This is a genomic window from Nocardia wallacei (assembly GCF_014466955.1).
GTDB lineage: Bacteria > Actinomycetota > Actinomycetes > Mycobacteriales > Mycobacteriaceae > Nocardia > Nocardia wallacei.
Map to the genome: position 1 here is coordinate 7,028,716 of NZ_AP023396.1, position 26,985 is coordinate 7,055,700.

A 26,985-nucleotide genomic window follows, 5' to 3' on the forward strand; every position below is an offset into this window, starting at 1 on the left:
TAGCCCACCAGCCGCTCACCGGTGTGGCCGTCGGCGCGCACCATGGCCACCGCCTGCGCCACCGCCGGATGCGACCGCAGCGCGTGCTCGATCTCGCCCAGCTCGATGCGCAGGCCGCGCAGCTTCACCTGGAAGTCGGTGCGGCCGCGGTAGATCAGCGCGCCCTCGGCGTCGCGGATCACCAGATCACCGGTGCGGTACATGCGAGAACCGTTGGGCCCGAAGGGGTTCGCGACGAACCGGTCGGCGGTCATGTCGGCCCGGCCGAAGTAGCCGCGGGCCAGCTGCTCGCCGGACAGGTACAGCTCGCCCGCGACGCCGGTCGGCACCGGGTGCAGCCGCGCGTCGAGCACGTAGGCATCGGTGTTCCAGACGGGCCGCCCGATCGGCACGGCCGTCGCCACGCCGTCGCCGACCACCGCGTGGGTGGCGTTGACGGTGAATTCCGTGGGGCCGTACAGGTTGATCAGCTCGACACCGGACAGGCCGAGCCGCCGGAACGCCTCCACCGCTTCGCCGGTGAACGCCTCGCCGCCGACCAGCAGCGCGCGCAGCGAGGTCAGCGAGTCGGGGTCGGCCGTGGTGGCGAACACCGTCAGCAGCGACGGCACGAACGACGCCAGCGTGATCCGCTCCGCGGGAATCACGTCGGACAGGTACGCGGTGTCACGATGCCCGTCGGGCACGGCGATCACGGTCCGCGCGCCGGTCAGCAACGGCGCCAGCGGTTCCCAGACCGAGGCGTCGAAGGTGGCCGGAGTCTTGTACAGCGCGATGTCGTCGGCGGTGATGCCGAATTCGGTGATGAGCCAGCGCATCTGGTGGTACAGCGCGGCGTGCGAGATGCCGACGCCCTTCGGGCGGCCGGTGGATCCCGAGGTGAACAGCACGTAGGCCAGGTGCTGCGGGCGCAGCGGGGCCGTGCGCTCGGCATCGGTGACCGGAGCGTCCGAGTACCCGGACAGGTCCAGTTCGTCGACGACCAGGGCGGGCAGCACACCGCTGTCGAAGGAGTCCCGGGCGGTGGTGAGCACGCACGCGGGTTCCGCGGTCCCGAGCACGTACGCGACACGCTCGGCGGGCTGATCGAGATCCAGCGGGACATAGGCGCCACCGGCCTGCAGCACCGCGTGGATCGCGACGACCAGGTCGAGCGACCGGCGCATGCCCAGCGCCACCCGGACGTCCGGGCCGACTCCGGCCTCGATCAGCTTGCGGGCCAGGCGATTCACGCGCGACCCGAACTCGGCGTAGGTCAGCGACACCGGCGCCACGGCCAGGCCGGATTCGGCGGTACCGGCCGACCGGTCCACCACCGCGACCGCGTCCGGGGTCGCCGCCACCTGCGCGAGGAACGATTCGACCACCGACGCGGCGGGGTCGAGCCGCCGCTGTTCGCCGTTCCAGCCGCGCAGCTGCCGCGCCGCCTCCGGCGCGTCGAGCAGCGGCAGGTCGCCCACGGGACGGTCCGGCATGGCGGTGACGGCCTTCAGCAGCCGCACGAACCAGCGGCCGAACCGCGCGACGGTGTCGGCGTCGAAAAGGTCGGTGGCGTAGACGAACTTGGCGGTGATGCCCGCGGGAATGGCGGTGCCGTTGCCGTCCGGCTCCGGTGCCCGCATCCGCTCGGTGAGTTCCACCGCGAGGTCGAATTTGGCCGTCTCGATGGGCAATTCGAGCCCGCCGACGGTCAGGCCCGGCAGCTCGAGGGTGATCTGGCGGGTGTTCTGCAGCGACAGCATCACCTGGAACAGCGGGTTGCGCGCCTGCGACCGCCGCGGATTCAGGATCTCGACCAGCCGCTCGAACGGCAGATCGGCGTTGCCGAAGGCCGCGATGTCCTCGGCGCGCACGGTCTGCAACAGGTCGGTGAACGTGGTGGCGCCGTCGATCTCGGTGCGCAGCACCAGCGTGTTGACGAACATGCCGATCATGTCGTCGAGGGCCCGCTCGCCACGCCCCGCGACCGGGGTGCCGATGGCGATGTCGGATTCGCCGCTCAACCGCGACAGCAGCACCGCCAGCGCGGCGTGCACGACCATGAACAGCGTGCCGCCCCGGCTGCGTGCGAATTCGGCCAGGTTGGCCTGGATCTCGGCGTCGATGTCGAAGGTGTGCACCGCGCCCCGGCCGGAGGCGACCGCCGGACGCGGCCGGTCCGAGGGCAGGTCCAGCTGCTCGGGCACCCCGCGCAGCGCCTCGGTCCAGAACGAGATCTGCTGGGAGATCACCGATTCCGGGTCGTCCTCGGAACCGAGCACATCGCGCTGCCACAGCGCGAAGTCGGCGTACTGCACCTCGAGCGGCTGCCAGGCGGGCTCGCCGCCGTCGACGCGGGCACTGTAGGCGGTCATCACGTCGCGGGCGAACGGGCCCATGGAGAAGCCGTCCGCGGAGATGTGGTGCACCACGATCGCCAGCACGTGCTCGGTCGGGCTCACCTCGAACAGCCCGGCCCGGAACGGCACCTCGACGGTGACGTCGAAGCCGGTCAGCAGCAGCTCCGAAAGCCGCAGCGGCAGTTCGTTCTCCGTGACGTCGATCGGCGTCAGATCCGGGATCACCCGGCCGGTCGCCACGACCTGCTGGAACGCCTCACCGTCGATCTCGGGGTACATGGTGCGCAGCGACTCGTGCCGCGCCAGCACGTCGGCGACCGCGATCTGCAGCGCCTGCCGGTCCAGCAGGCCGGACAGCCGCACCACCACGGGGATGTTGTCGACGGCCGAACCGGGATCGAAGCGGTTCAGGAACCACATGCGCTGCTGTGCCAGCGACAGCGGCAGCCGTTCCGGACGCGGCTGGGCGGTCAGCGGCTTGCGCAGTCCCCCACCCGTCGGCGACTCGGCGCGGGCCGCCAGCGCGGCGACCGTGGACGCCTCGAAGATCTCGCGCACCCCGAGCTGGGTGTTCAGCGCCGACGACAGCCGCGCCGCTACCTGGGTGGCGATCAGCGAGTTGCCGCCGAGCGCGAAGAAGTCGTCGTCCAACCCGACCCGCTCCAGGCCGAGCACCTCGGCGAAGGTGCCGGCCACGATCTCCTCCACCGGCGTGGTGGGCGCGCGGAAGGTGGCCGCCTCGAACACCGGCGCGGGCAGCGCGCGGCGGTCGAGCTTGCCGGAGGCGTTGAGCGGCAGCGCGTCGAGCACCAGCACCACCGACGGCACCATGTACGCGGGCAGCCGTTGCCCGAGGTCCTCGCGCAGGGTCTCGACGTCGATCGAATGGCCGGGAGCCGCAACGACATAGCCCACCAGCTGATCACCGGTGTGCTGATCGCTGCGCACCACCACGACGGCCTGCGCGACCTCGTCCAGCGCGGTCAGCGCGGCTTCGATCTCGCCCAGTTCCAGGCGCTGGCCGCGCAGCTTCACCTGGAAGTCGGTACGGCCCAGGTACTGCAGCTCGCCGTCGGCGTTCCACATCACCAGATCGCCGGTGCGATACATGCGAGAACCGGTGGGGCCGAACGGGTTCGCGACGAAACGGTCGGCCGTCAGGTCGGTGCGCGCGACGTAGCCGCGGGCCAGCTGATCGCCCGCGAGGTACAGCTCACCCGCGATACCCACCGGGACCGGCCGCAGCCGCGCGTCGAGCGCGTAGACGCGGGTGTTGAACACCGGGCGCCCGATCGGCACCGACTCGACATCGGCGTCGACGACCTGGTGATAGGTGACGTCGACGGCCGCCTCGGTCGGGCCGTACAGGTTGTGCACCTCGGCGCCGGTCAGCTCGCGCAGGCGATGCGCCGACCGCGGCGTCAGCGCCTCACCCGAGGCGAACACCAAGCGCAGGTTCAGGCCCTCGCGTGCTTCCGCCGGAAGGCGCGAGTCCGTGTCCAGCTCGGTGACGAACACCGTGAGCATGGACGGGACGAAGTGCGTCACCGTCACGCCCTCGGCGGCGATGAGTTCCGCCAGGTACGCCGGGTCGCGGTGGCCGTCGGGCCGCGCGACCGCCAGCCGGGCGCCGATCTGCAAGGGCCAGAAGAACTCCCACACCGACACGTCGAAGGTGGCGGGGGTCTTCTGCAGGACGACGTCCGCGGCGGTGAGCCCGTACTCGGACTGCATCCACACCAGCCGGTTGACGATCGCCGCGTGCGATACGGCCACGCCCTTGGGCCGTCCGGTGGAGCCGGAGGTGAAGATCACGTAGGCGGTGTTCTCCGGCCGCAGCGGCGCGCGGCGGTCGGCGTCGCCGATCGGCGCGGCCGAGTACCCGGACAGGTCCAGCAGGTCGATGCGGACCTGCGCGGTGTCGATGGCCAGGTCCTCACCCGAGGTGAGCACGCAGACCGGGTCGGCGGTGGCGAGGATGTACTGCGTGCGCTCGGCCGGGTGATCCGGATCCAGCGGCACGTAGGCGCCACCGGCCAGGGTCACCGCGTACATGCCGACCACCAGATCGGTGGAGCGCCGCATACCCAGGGCCACCAGGGTCTCCGGGCCGACGCCGCGCTCGATCAGCCAACGCGCCAGTTTGTGTGCGCGCGTGGCGAATTCGGCATAGGACAGAGTTGTCCCCTCGAACGTGACCGCGGGCGCGTCCGGGGTGCGTTCGGCCTGCTCGGCGAACATGGCGGGCAGGGTCGCGTGCGGCACCGAGGCGTCCGCGAGCGCGGCCGCGAGGTCGAAATCGGTGGCGTTCCAGCGCGTGACGATCCGCTCCCGCTCGGCGGTCTCGAGCAGTTCGATGCCGCCCACCGGTGCGTCGGGATCGGCGGTGATCGCGGTGAGCACCCGCACCAGCCGGTCGGCGATGCGGCGCACCGTGTCCTCGTCGAACAGATCGCGCAGGTAACCGGCGCGAATTCGAAGCTGCGAGTCGAGCTGCACGATCAGCGTCAGCGGGTAGTGCGTGGCGTCGGTGGCGTCCAGACCGGTGACGGCCATACCGTCGATGTCGGCGGCTTGGCGCTGAATGCCCTCGGCGTCGACCGGGTAGGACTCGAACACCACCAGGGTGTCGAACAGTCCGCCCACGCCCGCGGCGGCCTGGATCTCCGCCAGCCCCACGTAGTGGTGGTCGAGCAGGTCCGCCTGCTGGCCCTGGGTGCGCACCAGCAGTTCCCGCGCGGACTCCGACTCGTCGAAGCGCACGCGTACGGGAACCGTGTTGATGAACAGGCCGACCATGGACTCCACACCGGACAGCTGCGGCGGGCGGCCGGACACGGTGGTGCCGAACAGCACGTCGTAGCGACCGGTCCAGCGGCCCAGCAGGATGCCCCAGGCAGCCTGCAGGACGGTGTTCGCGGTGACGCCCAGCTCGGCGGCCAGCGCCGTGAGCCGGGCGGTGGTCGCCTCGTCGAGTTCGAAGAGGTATTCGCCCGACAGCGCGGTGATCTCGCGCCCGGCGTCCGGCCGGGTCAGCAGGGTCGGCTCGGACACGCCGGACAGGGCGTGCGCCCACGCCGCGACCGAGGCCGAATGATCCTGCTGCGCGATCCATTCCAGGAAGTGCCGGTAGGACCGCACCGCCGGCAGCGCGGCGGTGTCACCGCGGGTCGCGTACAGCACCAGCAGATCCCGCATCAGCAGCGGCATCGACCAGCCGTCGAGCAGGATGTGGTGGTTCGAGACGGCCAGCTGCCAGCGATCGGCCGCCACCTGGATCAGGGTGAATCGGATCAGCGGCGGTTCGGTGAGATCGAACCGGTTCATCCGATCGGCCTCGACCAGATCGCTCGCGTCGCCGGTGGCCCGGCGGTCGAATTCCGCCCACGCCACCTCGACGTCGTTCAACACCAGCTGCACCGGGTTGCCGTCGGAGTCGGTGACGAATGCCGTGCGCAGGTTCTCGTAGCGATCGACAAGAGCCTGTGCGGCCGAACGCAACCGGGCCGCGTCGAGCCGTCCGGTCAGGGTGAGCACCGCCTGCGCGGTATACACGTCGACCGATGCCGCGGCCAGCTGCGCGTGGAACTGCAGGCCCGCCTGCAGCGGCGACAGCGGCCACACCTCGCGCAGGCCCGGGAAGCGCTGCTCCCAGCCGTCGATATCGCGCTGCCCGACCCGCACCAGCGCGAAGTCCGACGGGGTGTGCCCACCGGCCTCGGCCGAATCGGCGTGCCGCGCGACGGCTTCCAGCGCCGTGACCCACAACCGGCCGAACTCGGCGACCTCGGCCTCGCTCAACAGCGTTGTCGGGTAACCGATATTGGCCGACAGCTGGTCGCCGACCACGATGGCGTTGATGTCCAGCGGCGCCATCACGGGCATGTCGGCGTCGTAGCCGCCGCCGAGCGCGCCGAGTTCGGGCGCCGGAATCCAGCCGAAGCCGCGCATCGCCTCGGGCACCGCGCCCTCGGCGACTCGGCCCAGGTAGTTGAAGCTCACCTGACCGGGCAGCTGGTCGGGCAGCCGGGTCGCGGTCTCGGGATTCAGGTAGCGCAGCAGGCCGTAGCCCAGTCCCTTGTCCGGGACGGCGAGCAGCTGCTCCTTGATCGCCTTGACCGCCGGGCCCATGGCCGGGCCGCCGGTCAGCGCCGCGTCGATGTCGATACCGGACAGGTCGAATCGCACCGGGAAGATCGCGGTGAACCAGCCGACCGTGCGGGACAGGTCCGCGCCGGGCACCACGTCCTCTTCGCGACCGTGGCCCTCCATCCGGACCAGCACCGAGTCGCCGGCGCCGGACGCGACGCGGCTCGCGCGCCACTTCGCCACCGCCAGCGCCAGCGCGGTCACCAGGCCGTCGTTGACACCGCCGTGGAACAGCTCCGGCACCGTGTTCAGCAGGGCGCGAGTGGTCTCGGCCGACACCTCGACCCGGTGCCGCTCGAGTACGCCGGACACGTCGACGACCGGATCGAGTGGCCGCTCGGTGAGCAGCGGGTCGGGGCCCTCGACCACCGCACGCCAGCGGTCCAGCTCGGCGCCGCGCTCGGCCGCCTGCCGCTCCAGGGCGTGTGCCCAGGTACGCATGCTGGTGGCGGGTGCGGCGAGTTCCGGGGTCTGCCCCGAGGACAGCTGTCCCCAGGCCGCCACGAAGTCCGGCACCAGGATGCGCCACGACACACCGTCGATGACGAGGTGGTGGGCGATCACGACGAGGCGACCGGCTCGGTCGGCACCGCTGGGATCCAGCCACACGAACCGGATCACCACGCCCGCTTCCGGATCCAGCCGGTCCAGCGCGGAATCGAGTGCGGCCGAGGCGATCTCGAACAGCTCGGTGTCATCGGCGGCGGCGTCGAACTCGACCCGCTCGATCAGCGCGTCGACGTCGACGGTGCCCGGCGCGGCGGTCTCCACGATCCATTCCGCGCCCGCGTGGCGGCGCAGCCGCGCCCGCAGCATGTCGTGGCGATCGATCACCGCGGCGACGGTCGAGGCGATACCGGCCCGGTCGATGCCGACCGGAAGTTCCAGCGCCAGCGTCTGATTGAAGCGGCCGAACGAACCCGGCCGCTCCACCATGAACCGCACCACCGGGGTCAGCGGCATGGTGCCCACGCCACCGCCGGGCAGCTCCGCCAGCACCGGCTTCGCATCGCCCTGCGCGCTACCGGTCTCCGCGACGCTCGCCAGTCCGGCGACGGTGCGCTGCTCGAAAACGTCACGCGGGGTGAAGATGACGCCGCGCGCCTTGGCCCGCGACACCAGCTGGATGGAGACGATGCTGTCGCCACCCAGGGCGAAGAACGAATCGTCCACACCGACCCGCTGGGCGCCGAGCACCTCGGCGAACACCTCGGCGATGGTCTGCTCCAGCGGCGTGCGCGGCGCGCGGAACTCCGCCTCGGTCTCGAAGACCGGTTCGGGCAGCGCCCGCCGGTCCAGTTTGCCGACCGGCGTCAGCGGGACACTGTCCAGCACCATGATCGCCGAGGGCACCATGTAGGTCGGGACCCGCTCCTCCAGGTGCGCCTTCAGGTCCGCGGTGTCGATCGAACGACCCGGCGCCGCAACCACATACGACACCAGCACGACCGCGCCCGCGACATTCTTGTGACCGATGGTGGTGGCGAAGTCGACGGCCTCGTGCGCGGTCAGCGCGGTGTCGATCTCACCCAGTTCGATGCGGAACCCGCGCACCTTCACCTGGAAGTCGGAGCGGCCGACGTATTCCAGGCGGTGTTCGGTACGACCGGCGGGACGCGGCCGCGAGGTCCAGCGGACCACGTCACCGGTGCGGTACATCCGCTCCCCCGGCACGAACGGATTCGCCACGAAACGGTCCGCGGTCAGCGCGGCGCGCGCGTGGTAACCGCGAGTGACCTGGATACCGGCGACGTACAGCTCACCGGCCACCCCGTCGGGCACCGGCTGCAACCGGTTGTCCAGCACCAGCGACCGGATGCCGCGGTTGGGCCCGCCCATGGTGAGCGCGTCACCGGGCAGCAGCGGCTCGCCGATGTTGACCACGATGGTGGTCTCGGTCGGGCCGTAGATGTTGTGGAACGCGCGGACCTGGCCGCTGTCGCCGAGCGGCACGGCCCACTTCGCCAGCAGCTCGGGCGAATACGCCTCGCCACCGACGGCCAGCACCCGCAGGCTGTCGAGGTTGTGCGGTTCCAGCGTCGCCAGCGCCGCGGGGGTGATGAACAGATGGGTGACCTGCTCGCGCCGGATCAGCTCGTACAGCTCCTCGCCGCCGAACACGCCGGTCGGAACGATCACCAGGGTACCGCCCGGACCCACCGCGAGCAGCAGCTCCATGATCGACGCGTCGAAGCTCGGCGACGCGAAATGCAGTGTGCGCGAATCGGAGTCGAGTTCATACCGCGCCACCTGCTCGGCGCTGAAGTTGGCCAGACCGGCGTGCGGCACCACGACACCCTTGGGCACACCCGTGGAACCCGAGGTGTAGATGACGTAGGCGAGGTTGTGCGGACGCAGCGGCCGGACCCGATCGTCGTCGGTCACGGCGTCGGCGGCGTGCGCGTCCAGATCCAGGTCCTCGAGCACCAGCCATTCGACCGAATCCGGCAGCTGATCGCGCACGGCCGCCACGGTCAGGCCGACCGGTGAACCCGAGTCGGTGAGCATGTGCTCGATGCGGTCGGCCGGATAGGTCGGGTCGATCGGCAGGAACGCCGCACCCGACTTGGTCACCGCCCACTCGGCGAAGTAGGAGTCCGCCGACCGCGGCACCGCGATGGCCACCAGATCCTCGGTGCCGATGCCGCGCTCGATCAGCAAGCGCGCCAAGCGGTTCGACCGCTGGTCCAGCTCGCCGTAGGACAGCCTGGTCCCCTCGAACACCACCGCCGTCGCCGACGGGTCGCGGTCGACCGCCGCCGCCAGCAGCTCGGGCAGCGTGCGCGCCGGGACCTCCGGGCCGCCGGTGCGCGCCACCACGTCCGCGCGCTCGGCCGCGTCCAGGAGGTCGATGGCGCCGACCGCGATCTCCGGATCGGCGGCGACCGCCTCCAGCACCCGCTGCCAGCGCGTCACGATGGCATCGGCCGTCGACTCGTCGAACAGCTCCGTGGCGTAGGTCAGCGCCAGCGCCATGCCGTCGGCCGCGGTCTGGTCCGAGAGCGTGAACTGCAGGTCGAACCGGGCGATGTTCTCCTCGAGATCCAGCGCCGACACGGTCAGGCCGGGCAGGTCCAGCGTCGGCCGCTCCATGTTCTGGAACGACAGCGCCACCTGGAACAGCGGGTTGCGGGCCTGCGAGCGCTCCGGCGCCAGCAGGTCCACCAGGCGCTCGAAGGGCACATCGGCGTTGCCGAAGGCCTCCAGGTCGGTGTGGCGCACCCGGTCCAGCAGTGCGGTGAACGGCTCGGCCGCCTCGATCCCGGTACGCAGCACCAGGGTGTTGACGAACATGCCGACCAGATCGTCGAGCGCGGCCTCGCCGCGACCCGCGATCGGGGTGCCGACGGCGATGTCGTCACCGCCGGACAGTCGCGCCAGCAGCACCGCCAGCGCGCTGTGCATCACCATGAACAGTGACGAACCGCGTTGCCGGGCAACGTCTTCCAGCGCCGACACCAGCTCCGGCGACAGACTGCGGTGCAGCGTCGCGCCGCGGTGGGAGGCGACGGCGGGCCGCGGCCGGTCGGCGGGCAGGGCCAGCTCGTCCGGGATGCCCTCCAGCGCGCGCCGCCAGTAGTCGACCTGCGCGGCCAGCAGCGACTGCGGATCGTCCTCGGATCCGAGCACCTCGCGCTGCCACATCGCGAAATCGGCGTACTGCACCGGCAGCGGCGCCCAGCCCGGGGCGGCGCCCTGGGTGCGCGCGGTGTAGGCGGTCAGGACGTCGCGGGCCAGCGGGCCCATCGAGAAGCCGTCGGCCGCGATGTGGTGCACCACGACCACGAGCACGTGCTCGTCGTGCCCGGTGGCGGCGTCGGTCTCGACCCGGAACAGCCGGGCCCGCAGCGGCACCTCCTCGGCGACGTCGAAGCCGTCCGAGGCGAATTCACCGGCAGCGCGGGCGAGTTCGCTCTCCGCGATCGGGTACGCCAGCAGATCCAGCGCGATCTGCTCGGCCGGGACGGTCACCTGGGTGGCGACGCCGTCCTGCTCCGGGTAGCGGGTGCGCAGCGACTCGTGCCGCCGCACCACGTCGAAGATCGCCAATTTCAATGCGGCGGTGTCCAGTTCGCCGGACAGCCGGATCGCCAGCGGCAGGTTGTACGCCGAGGACGAGGTGTCGTACTGGTTGAGGAACCACATGCGCTGCTGCGCGAACGACAGCGGCACCGGCTGCGTGGCCGAGCGCTCCCGCGCGACCAGGCGCGGGCGGGATTCGCCGCCGGTGTGCGACTCCAGCCGTGCCGCCAGCGCCTCCACCGTCGGCGCCTCGAACAGCGCGCGCACCGCGACGGAGATGCCCAGTTCGGTGCCGATCCGCGCGACCACGCGGGTGGCGCTGAGCGAGTTGCCGCCGAGCGCGAAGAAATCGTCGTCCAGGCCGACCCTGGCCAGTTCCAGCACCTGCGCGAAGACCGCGGCCACCGTCTCCTGCACCGGCGTCTCCGGCGCGCGGAAGGCGCGGGTCTGCACGGCGGGCGCGGGCAGCGCGCGGCGGTCCAGCTTTCCGTTGACGGTCAACGGGATCCGGTCCAGCACCACGAACGCCGCCGGCACCATGTAGGACGGCAGGTCCGCCGCGGCGCCGTCGCGGACGGCCTCGAGTTCGAGCGCGGTGTCGCGATCGGGCACCAGGTAGGCCACGATGCGCTGGTCACCCGGCTGGTCCTCGCGGACGATCACGGCGGCTTGCGCCACGCCCGGCTGCGCCAGGACCGCGGCTTCGATCTCACCGAGTTCGATGCGGAAACCGCGGACCTTCACCTGATCGTCGGCGCGGCCGAGGTATTCCAGCTCACCGCGCCGGTTCCAGCGCGCCACGTCACCGGTGCGGTACAACACCGAGGGGGAGTCGTTGTCCCCGAACGGGTTCGCCACGAAACGGGCCGCCGTGAGATCCGCGCGCCCCAGGTAACCGCGCGACAGCTGCGGTCCGGCGACGTACATCTCCCCGGCCACCCCGACCGGCACCGGCCGCAACCGGTTGTCCAGCACGTAGACCCGCAGCCCGGCGATGGCCCGGCCGACCACGCTGCCGGTGGCGGCGGCGATGGTGGCGGCGTCCAGCGCGCGGTAGGACACGTGCACCGTGGTCTCGGTGATGCCGTACATGTTGACCAGTCGCGGCACCGAATCACCGTGGCGGGCAACCCAATCGGCGAGGCGGCGCAGCTCCAGCGCCTCACCGCCGAAGACCACGTAGCGCAGCGACAGCGGCCGCAGCTCGGAGTCCGGGTGGTAGGACTGCTCCTCCGCGAGTTCGGCGGCAGCCAGCTGATAGAACGCCGACGGGGTCTGGTTGAGCACCGTGACCCGTTCGCGGCGCAGCAGTTCCAGGAACTGCTCCGGCGAACGCGAGGTGTAGTAGTCGACCACCACCAGGGTGCCGCCGAACAGCAGCGGACCCCACAGCTCCCACACCGAGAAGTCGAAGGCGTAGGAGTGGAACATCGTCCACACGTCGCCGGGACCGAAACCGAACTCGCGATCGGTATTGGCGAACAGCCGCACCACGTTCCGGTGCTCGACCGCGACGCCCTTGGGGCGGCCGGTCGATCCGGAGGTGTAGATGACGTAGGCGATGTTCTTCGCGGTCAGCGGCGCGATCCGGTCGGCGTCGGTGATCGGGCCCTCGCCCGCGTCGACCACGTCCGGGACGTCCATGCCGAAGTCGTCCATCAGGACGCGCGGCAGCCCCGGCGGCAGCTCGACATCGACACTGCTGTCGATGATCACGCTCGCGGGCGCGGAATCCGCGAGCACGTAGGCGATGCGGTCGGCCGGGTTGTTCGGATCGACCGGGACGTAACCCGCGCCGGTCTTGATCACCGCGAGCAGCGCGACGACGAGATCGGCCGAGCGCGGCAGCAGCACGGCGACCAGCGTCTCGGGGCCCGCGCCGTCCTCGATCAGCCTGCGCGCCAGCTGATTCGCGCGCTGGTCCAGCGAGGCGTAGGTGACCCGGTCGTCACCGAAGGTGACGGCGACCCGGTCGGAGTGCGCGGCCACGGCGGCGTCGAACAGGTCCGACAGCGTCGCGGTGCGATCGTCGAAACGCCCGCTCTGCCCGTCTGTTCCGGAGGAGACCCAGCGCTGCGAGACATCCAGCCGCTCGGCCTCACCGAGCAGGTCGATGTCGCCGACGACGGCGGCCGGATCCTCGGCGACGCTGCGCAGGATCCGCACGAAGCGGTCGGTGAACGCGGCGATCGTCTCGGGATCGAACAGGTCGGTGGCGTAGTTCCACGACAGCGCCAGATCGCTGCCGGTGGCGGCCGAGCCGACGGTCAGCTGCACATCGAATTTCGCTGTGCCCGCGTCGAATTCGACCACCTCGAGGTCGAGTCCGGGCAGAGCGACGCGGGCGGCGTCGCGCTGCCCGGCGGCCTCGAAGGTCAGCGCGACCTGGAACAGCGGATGGTGCGCCTGCGAGCGCACCGGGCTCAGCACGTCGACCAGCTGCTCGAACGGCACGTCGGCGTGCGCGAACGCGGCCAGATCGGTGCGACGGACCTCGTCGAGCAGTTCGGTGAAGGTCGCGCCGGGACGCACCTCGGTGCGCAGCACCAGCGTGTTGACGAACATACCGATCAGGTCGTCGAGGGCGCGCTCGCCACGGCCCGCGATCGGGGTGCCGATGGCGATGTCGGTGCTGCCGGCCTGCCGTGCGGCCCAGGCCGCCAGCGCCGCGTGCATCAGCATGAACAGGGTGACGCCGCGCGAGCGGGCCAGCTCCACCAGCGCCGCGTGCAGCTCGCCGTCGATCGAGAACTCGTGTGTCGCACCGGCGTTGGAGGCGACCTCGGGCCGCGGCCGGTCGGCGGGCAGCTCCAGCTGATCGGGCAGATCGCGCAACTGCTCGGTCCAGTAGGCGATCTGGCGGGCCGCCTGCGACTGCGGATCGCGTTCGTCGCCGAGGACCTCGCGCTGCCACAGCGCGTAGTCGGCGTACTGCACCTCGAGCGGCGCCCACTGCGGGACCTCGCCCTGCGCCCGCGCGGTGTAGGCGGCGACGATATCGCGCAGCAGCGGCCGCAGCGAGAAGCCGTCCGCGCTGATGTGGTGGGCCACCAGCACCATGACGTGCTCGCCGGGAGCCACCGTGAGCAGCGTGGCCCGGAACGGCAGATCACGGGTGACATCGAAGAACACGCCGGCCAGCGCGGCCACCCGGGCGGGCAGCTCGTCCGCCGCGACGGTCTCGGTGGCGAGGTCGAAGGCCGCCTCGCCGACGGACAGCACGCGCTGGTAGCCGACGCCCTCCACCTCGGGGTAGACGGTGCGCAGCGACTCGTGCCGGGCCAGCACGTCGCCCACGGCGGCGGCGAAGGCCGCCACGTCCAGCTCACCGGTCATCCGGATCGCGATCGGGATGTTGTTGACGGCGGTGCGGCTGTCGAACCGGTTCAGGAACCACATCCGCTGCTGTGCGGGCGAGAGCGGCACCAGCCGCGCCTGCTCGCCGCCGGGCAGCGGCACCGGCTCGGGGCGCTGCCGCGCGGTGAGCGGCGTCCGGCCGCCCTGTCCCGCATGCGATTCCACGCGCGCGGCGAGGGTGGCCACGGTCGAGGCATCGAACAGCAGGCGCACCGGCACCTCGGTGTCGAGGGCCGCGCCGAGGCGGGCGGCGACCTGGGTGGCGATCAGCGAGTTGCCGCCCAGTTCGAAGAAGTCGTCGTCGAGACCGACTCGCTCCAGCCCGAGCAGTTCGCCGATGGTGTCGGCCACGGCCTGTTCGGCCGGGGTGACCGGCGCGCGGAACACCTTGGCGGCGAAGGTCGGTGCGGGCAGCGCGCGGCGGTCCAGCTTGCCGGAGGCGTTGAGCGGGAACTCGTCGAGCACCACGAACGCCGTCGGCACCATGTACACCGGAAGGCGCTGCGACAGCTCGGTTTTCACCGTTTCCGCGGCGATCGACGCGCCCGCAGCCGGGATCAGGTAGGCGACCAGCTGGTCACCGGCGCGTTCGTCGGCACGCACCACCACGACGGCCTGGGCGACGGTGTCGAGGGCGGTGAGCGCCGACTCGATCTCGCCCAGTTCGATGCGCTGGCCGCGCAGCTTCACCTGGAAGTCGGTGCGGCCCAGGTATTCCAGCTCACCGGCCGGGGTCCACACCACCAGGTCGCCGGTGCGGTACAGGCGTTCCCCGTCGCCGAACGGGCTGGCGACGAACCGGTCCGCGGTCAGGTCCGGGCGCGCCACATAACCGCGCGCCAGCTGCGCGCCCGCCAGATACAGCTCACCCGCGACACCCACCGGCACCGGCTGCAGCCGCTCGTCCAGCACGTAGACCTTGGTGTTGAACACCGGCGCGCCGATCGGCACCGAGCCGGTGTCGGCGTCGGTGACCTCGTGATAGGTCACGTCGACGGCGGCCTCGGTCGGACCGTACAGATTGTGCAGCCGCGCCCCGGTCAACTCCCGCAACCGCTGCGCGGTCGCAGCGGGCAATGCCTCGCCGGAGGCGAAGACGTTACGGAGCTCGAGCTCTCGGGAACTCTCGGTGGCTACGAAGATCGCCAGCATGGAGGGGACGAAGTGGGTGACCGTGACGCCCTCGGCGGCGATGAGGTCGGCCAGGTAGGCCGGGTCGCGGTGGCCGTCGGGCTTGGCCACCACCAGCCGGGCGCCGACCTGCAACGGCCAGAAGAACTCCCACACCGACACGTCGAAGGTGGCCGGGGTCTTCTGCAGCACCACGTCGTCGGCGGCCAGGCCGTACTGGGCGTGCATCCAGACCAGGCGGTTGACGATGGCCGCGTGGCTCACCGCCACGCCCTTCGGCCGGCCGGTCGAACCGGAGGTGAAGATCACGTACGCGGTGTTCGCCGGATACAGCGGCGCCACGCGATCGGCGTCGGTGAGCGGCCCGTCGGCGAATTCGTCCAGCTCCAGCCGGTCGATCTCGACCGCGCGGTCGTCGACCGGCAGGTCGGCCGCGTCACGCGAGGTGGTCAGCACCCGCACCGGGCGGGCCGTGTCGAGGATGTAGCGGGTCCGGTCGGCCGGGTGGTCCGGGTCCAGCGGCACGTACGCGCCACCGGCCGCCGTCACCGCGTACATGCCGACGACCAGGTCGATGGAGCGCCGCATGCCCAGCGCGACAAGCGATTCCGGTCCGACACCGGCCTCGATCAGCCAGCGCGCCAGCCGGTGCACCCGGGCGGCGAACTCGGCATAGGACAGACTTGTCCCCTCGAACGTCACCGCGGTCGCCTCGGGACCGCGCGCCACCTGGGCCTCGAACAGCGACACCAGGGTCGCGGCGGCGTCGTCGGAGACCCGCGGCAGCGCCGCGTCCAGCGGGAACTCGGTGTCGTTCCAGTACCGCAGCACCAGGGTGTGCTCGGTGGCATCGAGCAGTTCCAGATCGCCGACACGCAGGGTCGGGTCGGCGGCCACGCTGCCCAGCACGCGCAGGAACCGCTGCACGAAGGTTTCGGCGAACTCGGCGTCGAAAAGATCTGCGGCGTAGACGAGTTCGGCGTCCATCGCCGCGGCGTCGGCCGCCTGCTCGGACAGCGTCAGCTGCATGTCGAACTTCGCCGTCGGCGCGTCGACACCGAGCTCGGACACCGTCAGGCCGGGCAGTTCCAGCGCGGTGTGGCCGAGGTTCTGGAAGGTCAGCATCACCTGGAACAGCGGGTGACGGCCCGGCGCGCGAGCGGGCTCGAGCACCTCCACCAGCCGTTCGAACGGCACCCCGGCGTGCGCGAAGGCGGCCAGGTCGCGCTCGCGCACCTGGGCCAGCAGCTCGGTGAACGGAGCGCCGGTGTCGACCTCGTTCCGCAGCACGAGGGTGTTGACCACCATGCCGACCAGATCGTCGAGCGCCTGCTCGCCACGACCGGCGACCGGCGTGCCGATCGCGATGTCGGAGGTGCCGCTCAATCGGGCCAGCAGAGCCGCGAAGGCGCTGTGCACCACCATGAACAGCGTGGCGCCGTGACGGCGGGCGACCGCGCCGAGGCCGTCGACCAGCGCGCCGGGCACCTGGAACCGGTGTGTTCCGGCCTGATACGCGGCGAGTGCCGGGCGGGGCCTGGTCGACAGGCGCAGTTCGTCCGGCAGACCGGCCAGCGCGCCGCGCCAGTAGTCGAGCTGCTCGGAGATCAGCGACCGCGGGTCGTCCTCGGAGCCGAGCGTATCCCGTTGCCACAGCGCGTAATCCACGTACTGGACGGGCAGCGGCGACCAGTCCGGCACCTGGCCCGCGGTGCGCGCCAGGTACGCGGTCATCAGGTCGCGCACCAGCGGGCGCATGGAGAAACCGTCGGCGGCGATGTGGTGGGCGACCACGACCAGGACGTGGTCGGCGGCGTCCAGTTCGTAGATGCGCAGGCGCACGGGCGGTTCCGCGGTGACGTCGAACCCGCGGGCGATGAATTCGCCCACCACCGACAGCAATTCGTCGGCGTGCACGGGGACCACGTCGATGTCCGGGGTCGCCTGGGCGGACGGCAGCACCTGCTGGTAGCCGATGCCGTCGGCGGACGGGTAGATGGTGCGCAGCGATTCGTGCCGCGCCACCACGTCCGCGACCGCGCCGCGCAGCGCGTCCAGATCGAGGTCGCCGGTGAAGCGGACCGCGACGGGGATGTTGTTGGCGGCGGAATCGGTGTCGAACCGGTTCAGGAACCACATGCGCTGCTGTGCCAGCGACAGCGGCGGGCGCTCGGGCCGGGTGCGGGCCGTGAGCGGCTTGCGCACGCCGGTTCCCGCGCGCGCGCCGACCCGGGCGGCCAGCCCGGCCACCGTGGGCGCCTCGAACAGCACCCGCACCCCGACCTCCGCGTCGAGCGCGGTGGCCAGCCGGGCGGTGACCTGGGTGGCGATCAGCGAGTTGCCGCCGAGAGCGAAGAAGTCGTCGTCGGCGCCGACGCGTTCGACACCGAGCAGATCGGCGAAGATGCCCGCCACGATCTCCTCGAGCGGCGTGGCCGGGGCCCGGTAGTCGCGCGGCGCCAGTTCCGGTTCCGGCAGCGCCTTGCGATCCAGCTTGCCCACCGGGGTCAGCGGTATCTCGTCGAGCACCATGATGGCCGTCGGCACCATGTAGGCCGGAAGCCGATCGGCCACGTGCGCCGACAGTGCGGTGACATCCACGGCCCGGCCGGAGACCGGGCGCACGTAGGACACCAGGAACGTCGAGCCCGCGTCGTTGTTGCGGCCGATCGTCACCGCGAAGTCCACGTCCGGGTGGGTGGTCAGCGCGGCGTCGATCTCGCCCAGCTCGATGCGGAAACCGCGGATCTTCACCTGGAAGTCGTTGCGGCCCACGTATTCCACGACCGGCTCGCCCGCGCCGTCGCGCCGCCAGCGCACCACGTCGCCGGTGCGGTACAACCGCTCGCCCGGCGCGCCGTACGGGTCGGCCACGAAGCGGTCGGCGGTCAGTGCCGGGCGCGCGAGGTAGCCGCGCGCCAGCTGGATGCCGCCCACGTACAGTTCGCCGACCACGCCCTCGGGCACCGGCCGCAGCCGCGCGTCCAGCACCAGCGCGCGCATACCGCGCACCGGGCCGCCGATGGTCACCAGGTCGCCGGGCAGCAGCCGGCCGCTGATGTTGGTGGCGATCGTCGCCTCGGTCGGGCCGTAGGCGTTGTGCAGCCGACGTTCACCCGAATTACTGGGCACCACAGACCATTTCGCGACCAGGTCGGCCGACAGTGCCTCGCCACCGGCGATGATCGCGCGCATGCCGGTGAGGGCCGCCGGATCCAGCGAGGCCAGCACCGACGGGGTGATCAGGCCGACCGTGACGCCCTCGCGCGAGATCAGCTCGCCGAGTTCGTCACCGCCGTAGGTGCCCGGCGGCACCACGACCAGCGCACCGGCCGAGCCGACGGCCAGCAGCAGTTCCAGCACCGAGGCGTCGAACGACGGTGACGCGAAGGCCAGGGCACGCGAATCGCCGTCCAGGCCATAGCGTTCCACCTGCTCGGCACTGAAGTTCGCCAGCCCGGCGTGGCTGACCACCACGCCCTTGGGCACACCGGTGGAACCGGAGGTGTAGATCACGTAGGCGGTGTGCTCGGGGCGCAGCACCGCGGTGCGATCGGCGTCGGTGATCGGGTCGCCGGACCGCGCCGCGACCTCGGCCGCGAACTCCGGCGCGTCGGCCACCAGCCACTCGCCGTCCGCGATCGGCGGCAGCCCGTCGACCTGCGCGGTGAGCGTGATGCCCAGGCGCGCACCCGAATCCGACATCATGTGGGAGATGCGGTCGGCCGGGTACGCCGGATCGACCGGCAGGAAGGCCGCACCGGCGCGGGCCACCGCCCACACCGCCCGGACCTGCTCGATCGACCGCGGAATCGCCACGGCCACCAGCACATCCGGCCCGGCCCCGCGGGCGATCAGCGCCCGGGCCAGCCGCGCGGACGACTCGTCCAGCTCGGCGTAGGTCAGCGTGCGGCCCTCGAACACCACGGCCGGGCGCCGCGGGTCGGCGGCCGCGGCGGCCGCCATCAGTTCCGGCATCGTGCGCGGCGCGACGGCCGGGCCACCGGTGCGGTGCAGCAGGTCGGCGCGCTCGGCGGGCGCGAGGATCTCCAGTTCGCCGACCGGCAGTTCCGGCCGCTCGGTGATCTCGTCCAGCAGCCGCATGAACCGGCCCGCGAACTCCTGCACCGTGTCGTCGTCGAAAAGGTCACGGGCGAAGGAGATCTCGCCCAGCATGCCGCCGTCGGAACCCTGCCCGGCCTCCCGAAGGGTCACGGCCAGATCGAATTTCGCGGTGTCGACCTCGAAATCGACTGTCGAGACTCGCAATCCGGGGAGTTCGAAGGTGTTCTCCGGCAGGTTCTCGAACGACAGCGCCACCTGGAACAGCGGGTGCCGCGCCTGCGACCGCGCCGGGTTGAGTACCTCGACCAGCCGCTCGAACGGTACGTCGGCGTGCGCGAACGCCTGCAGGTCGGTGTTGCGGGCCTGCGCCAGCAGCTGCGCGAAGGTCTTGGCGCCGTCCACGTCGGTGCGCAGCACCAGCGTGTTGACGAACATGCCGATCAGGTCGTCGAGCGCGGCCTCACCGCGACCGGCGACCGGGGTGCCGATGGCGATGTCGGAGCTGCCCGACAGCCGGGCCAGCAGCACCGCCAGCGCGCTGTGCATGACCATGAACAGCGATGCGTTGTGCCGGCGGCCGAGTTCCAGCAGCCGGACCTGCGTCTCCGGCGCGATCACGAACGAGTGCACGCCACCGCGGTAGGACGCCACCGCGGGCCGCGGGCGGTCCGCGGGCAGCACCAATTCGTCGGGCAGATCGGCGAGTTCGCGCTGCCAGTACCGGATCTGGTCGGAGATCAGCGAACTGGGGTCGTCCTCCGAGCCCAGCATCTCGCGCTGCCACAGCGCGTAGTCGGCGTACTGCACCGGCAGTTGCACCCACGCGGGCTGCTCCCACATGGTGCGCGCGGCGTAGGCGATCATCACATCGCGGGCCAGCGGGCCCATCGACCAGCCGTCGGCGGAGATGTGGTGCACGACCATGCCGAGCACGTACTCAGACTCGCTGATCTCGAACAGCCGGGCGTGCAGCGGCACCTCGTTGGTGACGTCGAACGCCATCGAGGCCAGCTCGATCAGGTGCGCGATCAGGTTGCCCTCGTTGACCGGGACCGGCGTCAGGTCCGGAACGATCTGCGCGGCGTCGAGCACCACCTGCACCGGCGCGCTGTCGGTTTCGGGGAACACGGTGCGCAGCGACTCGTGGCGGTCGATCACGTCGATGACCGCGACCTGCAACGCCGCCACGTCCAGCTCGCCGGACAGCCGGATCGCGACCGGGATGTTGTTGACCGCCGAGGAGGTGTCGTAGCGGTTGAGGAACCACATGCGCTGCTGCGCCAGCGACAGCGGCACCTGCTCGGGACGCTCCCGGGCCACCAGCGCCTTGCGCGCGCCGTCCCCGGCGTGCGACTCCACCCGGGCCGCGAGCGCGGCGACGGTGCTGGCCTCGAACAGCATTCGGACCGGCACCCGCGTGTCCAGCGCGATGCCGAGGCGCGAGGCCACCTGGGTCGCGATCAGCGAGTTGCCGCCGAGATCGAAGAAGTCGTCGTCCACGCCGACACGCGCGACGCCCAGCACCTCGCCGAAGATCTGCGCGACGATCTCCTCGATAGGCGTTGTCGGAGCGCGGAATTCGGAGACCGCGAACAGCGGGGCGGGCAGTGCCCGGCGATCCAGCTTGCCGGAGGCGTTGAGCGGGAATTCCTCCAGCGCCACGATCGCCGACGGCACCATGTAGATCGGCAGCCGTTGCACCAGCGCCGCACGCACCGCTTCGGTGTCGACCTCGGCGCCGGGCGTGGGCACCACATAGCCCACCAGCTGATCACCGGTGACGGTATCGATGATGAGCACCACGGCCTGGTTCACGTCCGGGTGATCCAGCAGCGCGGCCTCGATCTCACCGAGCTCGATCCGCTGCCCGCGGAACTTCACCTGGAAGTCGGTGCGCCCGATGTAGTCCAGGACGCCCTGCGAGGTCCACCGCACCAGGTCGCCGGTGCGGTACAACCGGCTGCCGGGCGCGCCGAAGGGATTCGCCACGAAGCGTTCCGCGGTCAGGTCCGGGCGGTCCTGGTAGCCGCGGGCGATTTGAGCGCCCGCCAGGTACAGCTCGCCGGGCACGCCGACCGGCACCGGTCGCAGGCTCTCGTCGAGCACGTAGGCCTGCGCGTTCCACACCGGGCGGCCGATCGGCACCGCGGTGAGGCCGTTCTCGGCGGGCAGCGTCCACGAGGTGGCGTTGACCGTGAATTCGGTGGGGCCGTACAGGTTGTGGATGGTGGCCGTGCTGAATCGCCGGAACGCGCTGACGGTCGACGGCGGCAACGCCTCGCCACCGACGAAGACCACGCGCAGCGACAGGCATTCCTCGGTGGAGGCGCTGGAGGCGAACACCGGCAGCAGCGACGGCACGAACGAGGTGTGCGTGACCCGGTGCCGCCCGATGACCTCCGAGAGGTACATCGGATCGCGGTGGCCGTCGGGCACCGCGACGATCACCTTGGCGCCGACGGCCAGGGTGGCGAACAGCTCCCACAGCGAGGCGTCGAAGGTGAACGGCGTCTTGTGCAGCGCGACGTTGGTCTCGTCGAGGCCGAATTCGGCGATCTTCCAAGCGATCTGGTTCGCCATCGCGGCATGTGACACCGCCACGCCCTTCGGGCGGCCGGTCGATCCGGAGGTGTACAGCACATAGGCGATGTGGTCCGGGCGCAGCGGCCGCAACCGCTCCGCGGCCGTGATCGGCGCGGCGTCGAACTCGTCCGGATCCAGCGTGTCGACGTGGATGATCCGGCAGTCCTCGGCGGTGACGGCGTCGCGGGTGGTGGTGAGCAGCACCACCGGCTTCGAGCTGCCGAGCACGTACTCGGTGCGCTCGGCGGGATGGTCCGGGTCGATCGGCACGTATCCGCCACCGGCGGCCAGGGTGGCGTAGACGGCCACGAACATGTCGACCGAACGCCGCATCCCGACCGCGACCAGCGAATCGGGGCCCACACCCGCGTCGATCAGCTTGCGCGCCAAGCGATTGACGCGCTCGGCGAACTCCGCGTAGGTCAGTTCGCGGACCGGGCCGAACTCGTCGTCGCGGTCGCTGGGATCGAAGATCAGGGCGGTGGCGTGCGGTCGCACCGCCACCTGCCGCGCGAACAGGTCCAGCACGGTGACCGGCGATTCGCCCGCGACAGCGGGCAATTCGTGGGCGGTGCGGTTCCATTCGGTGAGCACGGTGCGCCGCTCGGCGGCGTCGAGGATCTCGATGTCGCGCACCCGCGTCTCGGGCGCGGCGACGGCCGCGGTGAGCACGCGCAGATAGCGGTGCACGAACTCGGCGACGGTGGACTCGTCGAACAGATCGGTGGCGTAGGACACCACCGCCGACACCCCGGCGGGCGTGCCGTCGCCGGCGCGCTGTTCGGTCAGCGTCCAGACCAGGTCGAACTTGGCGATGTCGACGTCGAGTTCCTCGGCCGACACCGTCAGCCCCGCCATCTCCATGGTGGCGTGCGAGAGCTCCTGGAACGACAGCATCACCTGGAACAGCGGATGCCGCGCCTGGGAGCGGGTCGGGTTGAGCACCTCGACCAGGCGCTCGAACGGCACGTTCGCGTTGGCGAAGGCCGCCAGGTCGGTGTCGCGGGTGCGGCCGAGCAGTTCGGTGAAGCGTTCGGCGCCGTCCACCTCGGTGCGCAGCACCAGCGTGTTGACGAACATGCCGATCAGGTCGTCGAGGGCCTGCTCGCCGCGACCGGCGACCGGGCTGCCGATCGCGATGTCGCCGGTGCCCGACAACCGCGCCAGCAGCACGGCCAGCGCCGAGTGCAGCACCATGAACAGCGAAACGCCCTGTGCGCGAGCAAGACTCGTCAGCCGCGCGTGCAGTTCGGGATCGATGTCGAAGGTGACCCGGCTGCCGCGGAAGCTCTGCAGCGGCGGGCGCGGGCGATCGGTGGGCAGATCCAGCTGGTCCGGCAGCCCGGCCAGCGTCCGATGCCAATGCGAGATCTCCCGGGACGCGATCGAATCCGGGTCGGTCTCGGCGCCGAGCAGTTCGCGCTGCCACAGGCTGAAGTCGGCGTACTGCACCGGCAGCGGCGCCCAGGCGGGCTCCTGCCCGTCGGCGCGCGCCAGGTAGGCGGCGGCGACGTCGCGGGCCAGCGGACCGAACGAGAAGCCGTCGGCGGCGATGTGATGCACGACGATGGCGACCGCGTAGTCGTCGCCGTGCTCGGCCCCGAGCACCCGGTGCACCCGGACCCGGATCGGAAGCTCGCGGGAGACATCGAAGCCGGTGGAGGCGAATTCGGCGAGCACACCGGGCAGTTCGGCCGCGGCCGTCTCGCGCACCTCGATACCGAGGTCGACCCGCTCGATCGGCACCACCTGCTGGTAGCCGCCGTCCTCGGACTCGGGGAAGATCGTGCGCAGCGACTCCTGGCGGGCGATCACGTCCAGCAGCGCCGCCTGCAGCGCGTCCAGGTCGACCTCACCGCGCAGCCGGACCACGAACGGCAGGTTGTAGGTCGGCACGGTCGGGTCGAACTGGTTGATGAACCACATCCGTTGCTGCGCCAGCGACAGCGGCACTCGCTCCGGGCGCGGCTGCGCCACCAGCGGCGGGCGGAAAACGCTTGCGGGCGTGGCGGATTCGACGCGCACCGCGAGCGCGGCCACGGTCGGCGTCTCGAACAGCGCGCGCACGCCCAGCTGAATGCCGAACGCCGCGGAGATCCGCGCCACCACCTGCGTGGCGACCAGCGAGTTGCCGCCCAGGTCGAAGAAGTTGTCGTCGATGCCGACGCGGTCGTGCCCCAGCACGTCGCCGAACACGCCCGCGACGATCTCCTCGACCTGATTGCGGGGCGCGCGGTACCCGGCGGCGTCGGCGCTGAACACCGGTTCCGGCAGGGCCTTGCGGTCGAGCTTGCCGGAGGTGTTGAGCGGCAGCGCGTCCAGCACCATGATCGCCGCGGGCACCATGTAGGCGGGCAGCTTCTCCGCCACGAACCGGGTCAGCTCGGCCGGGTCGACCGAAACACCCGGCGCGGCAACGACATACGCGACCAACTGCTGCCCGGTAGCGGTATCGGTGACCAGCACCACGGCCTGGCTGACACCGGGATGAGCCAGCAGATCGGTCTCGATCTCCCCCAGCTCGATGCGCTGCCCCCGGAACTTCACCTGGAAGTCGGTACGCCCGATGTACTCCAGGACGCCCTGCGCGGCCTGCCCGGCCCAGCTCCCGTCTTCCTCCGCCTGAGCGGAGCGAAGGCTCCACCGCACCAGGTCACCCGTGCGGTACATCCGCTCGCCGTCCCCGAAGGGGTTGGCGACGAACCGGTCCGAGGTCAGATCGGGCCGCCCGAGATAACCGCGCGCCAGCTGCCGCCCCGCCAGATACAGCTCACCCGGTGCACCGATCGCGGCGGGCCGCAGCCGCGAATCCAGCACGTACGCTTCGACATTCCACTCGGGAATGCCGATCGGCACCGTCGTGGTGTCGGATTCGGTCGCCTCCCAATAGGTCACCGACACGGCGGCCTCGGTGGGGCCGTACAGGTTGTGCAGCCCGGCCGAGCTGATCGCGCGCAGGCCCGCGGCGGTCTCCGGCGGCAGCGCCTCACCGATGACGAAAATCGCACGCAGCGAGGCGATCTGGTCAGGCGTGGCGTGCGAGACGAACACCGTCAGCATGGACGGCACGAAGTCGGTCACGGTCACGCCGTGGCGGGCGATGGTCTCGGCGACGTAGACCGGGTCGCGGTGCCCGTCCGGGGTCGCGATCACCAGCTTCGCGCCGACCAGCAGCGGCAGGAAGTAGCCCCACAGCGACACGTCGAAGGTGGTCGCGGTCTTCTGCAGGTAGACGTCGTCGCCGGTGAGCCGGTACTGGTCGAGCATCCACAGCTGCTGGTTGACGATCGCGCCGTGGGTGACCGCCACGCCCTTGGGCCGTCCGGTGGAGCCGGAGGTGTAGATGACGTAGGCGGTGTTGCCCGGCAGCAGCGGGGCGACACGGTCGGCGTCGGTGATCGGGGCGTCGGAGCGGCCCGCGGTGTCCAGGGTGTCGATCTGGACCCGCCGCACCGACTCCGGCAGCTCCACCTCGTCACCGGAAACGGTGAGAACGCAGACGGGGCTTGCGGATTCGAGAATGTAGGCGGTGCGCTCGGCCGGATGGTCCGGGTCGATCGGCACGTACGCGCCACCGGCCTGCAGCACCGCGTGCATGCCGATCACCAGCTCCAGCGAGCGCCGCATACCCAGCGCCACCAGCGATTCCGGCCCCACACCCGCGGCGATCAGCGCCCGCGCCAGCCGGTTGACCCGCGCCGCGAATTCGGCGTAGGTGAGCGTGGCGCCCTCGTAGTCGAGGGCCACGGCGTCCGGGCGCAGCGCGACGCCCTCGGTCAGCAGGGCCGGCAGGGTGGTGTCGGGCACCTCGTGGTCGGAGTCGTTCCACGCCGCGAGGGTGCGGTCCAGTTCGGACTCGGTGGTGATCGGTAGTTCCCACAGCACCTGGTCGGCGTCGGCGGCCAGGAACCGGTCGAAGAACTCCAGGAAACGCGAATGATGCCGGTGCGCTTCGGCTTCGGTGTAGAGGTTCGGGTTGGTCTCGAAGTCGATGTGCGAGACCGTCCCGCCCATCGACTGATAGAAATTGACGCCGAGGTCTTCGATGGAACCGGTCGACAGCACGTGCATGTGCCCGACCACGGGGCCCAGCGACACCTCGTCCTGGAACAACATGATGTTGACCCAGGGACCGAAGAACTCCTTGGTGACCGCCTCGCCGCCCGCGCTGTCGCGGCGGATGTCCTCGTGCCGGTAGCGCTGGTGCCGCAGGGCGCCGGACACCTCGACCGTCACCGACTTCAGCAGATCGGCGACGGTCGTGCGGTAACCGACCGGCAGTCGCAGCGGGACGATGTTGGAGGACACGCCGCCCGAGCGCCGCATGATCGCGGTGGTGCGCGCGGTCACCGGCAGGCTCAGTATCACCTCTTCGCTGCTCGTCCACTGCGCCAGGTAGGCCGCGAAGCCCGCGATCAGCAGGGCCGCCGGGGAGGAGTCGTGCCGTCGCACGGCCGCGTCGAGCAGCTCGGTCTGCTCCGGCGACAGCGTCGCGCTGGCCACCCCGTTGACGGGGGCGGGCGCCGCGGACCGGCCGACCAGGCTGGAACCCTCCTCGAGGCCCTCGACCCGCTTGGCCCAGTGCTCGCGGTCGGCCTGGAAGCGGGTGCTCTCGCGGTACTCGAATTCCGACTCGACCAGCTTGCGCAGCTTCGTCGGGCGGTACGGCTTGGGCTCGACGCCCTCGAGGTACGCCGTGTACAGCTCGCACGCGCGGTTGAGGTAGTTCATGGCGCTGAAGCCATCGAGCACGATGTGGTGCGCGCGCAGATACCAGAACCAATGGTCGTCGCCCAGTTGCAGGACGGCGAGCCGGATCAGGCGGTCGGTGAGCAGGTTCAGCGGACGGCTGTACTCGGCGCGCATCCACTCGTGCGCGACCGCCTCGGGGTCGTCCTCGCCGCGCAGGTCGACATAGACGATCTCGTCCCGGTCCGGGATGGTCGGGTCGATGTACTGCATCGGCTCGCCGTCGCGCTCGGCCAGGCACATGAAGCCCGAATCGAGCTCGTTCGAGGAGTCGATGCAGGCCCGCCGCAGGATCTCACGGTCCAGATCGCCCCGCAGATCGACGTACTGGGCGATGTTGATCGGCACCTGCGGATCCAGATGCTGGGCATACCAGATACCGAGCTGCGCCGGCGAGAGCGGGAAGAGTTCGTCCCCCGAAACCGGCGTGGGCGCCACCTCGCTGCCAGCTTCGCCGTTGCCGCCGAAATCCAGCCGGTCCAACCCTAAACCTCACTTCCGGAACACCGTGCAGCGCTCCTCGATGGCACACCGACGCCGACGTTCACCTGTTCCAGCGTGACGTCCGGCGCTCGGGGCTCGATTCGAA

Annotated in this window: 1 protein-coding gene (only partly in view); it reads right to left on the bottom strand. The window is 71.0% G+C overall.

All coding sequences use genetic code 11. From position 1 onward, the window contains the following. A protein-coding gene (locus tag NWFMUON74_RS31540) for a non-ribosomal peptide synthase/polyketide synthase (protein WP_187685352.1) crosses the window boundary here: on the bottom strand, positions 1 to 26,879 show its 5' portion. Its footprint begins 25,087 nt before the window's first position; 26,879 of the gene's 51,966 nt are visible here — the first part of the coding sequence; the start codon lies at positions 26,877 to 26,879; its stop codon lies beyond the left edge, outside the window. Positions 26,880 to 26,985: the final 106 nt, after the last annotated feature.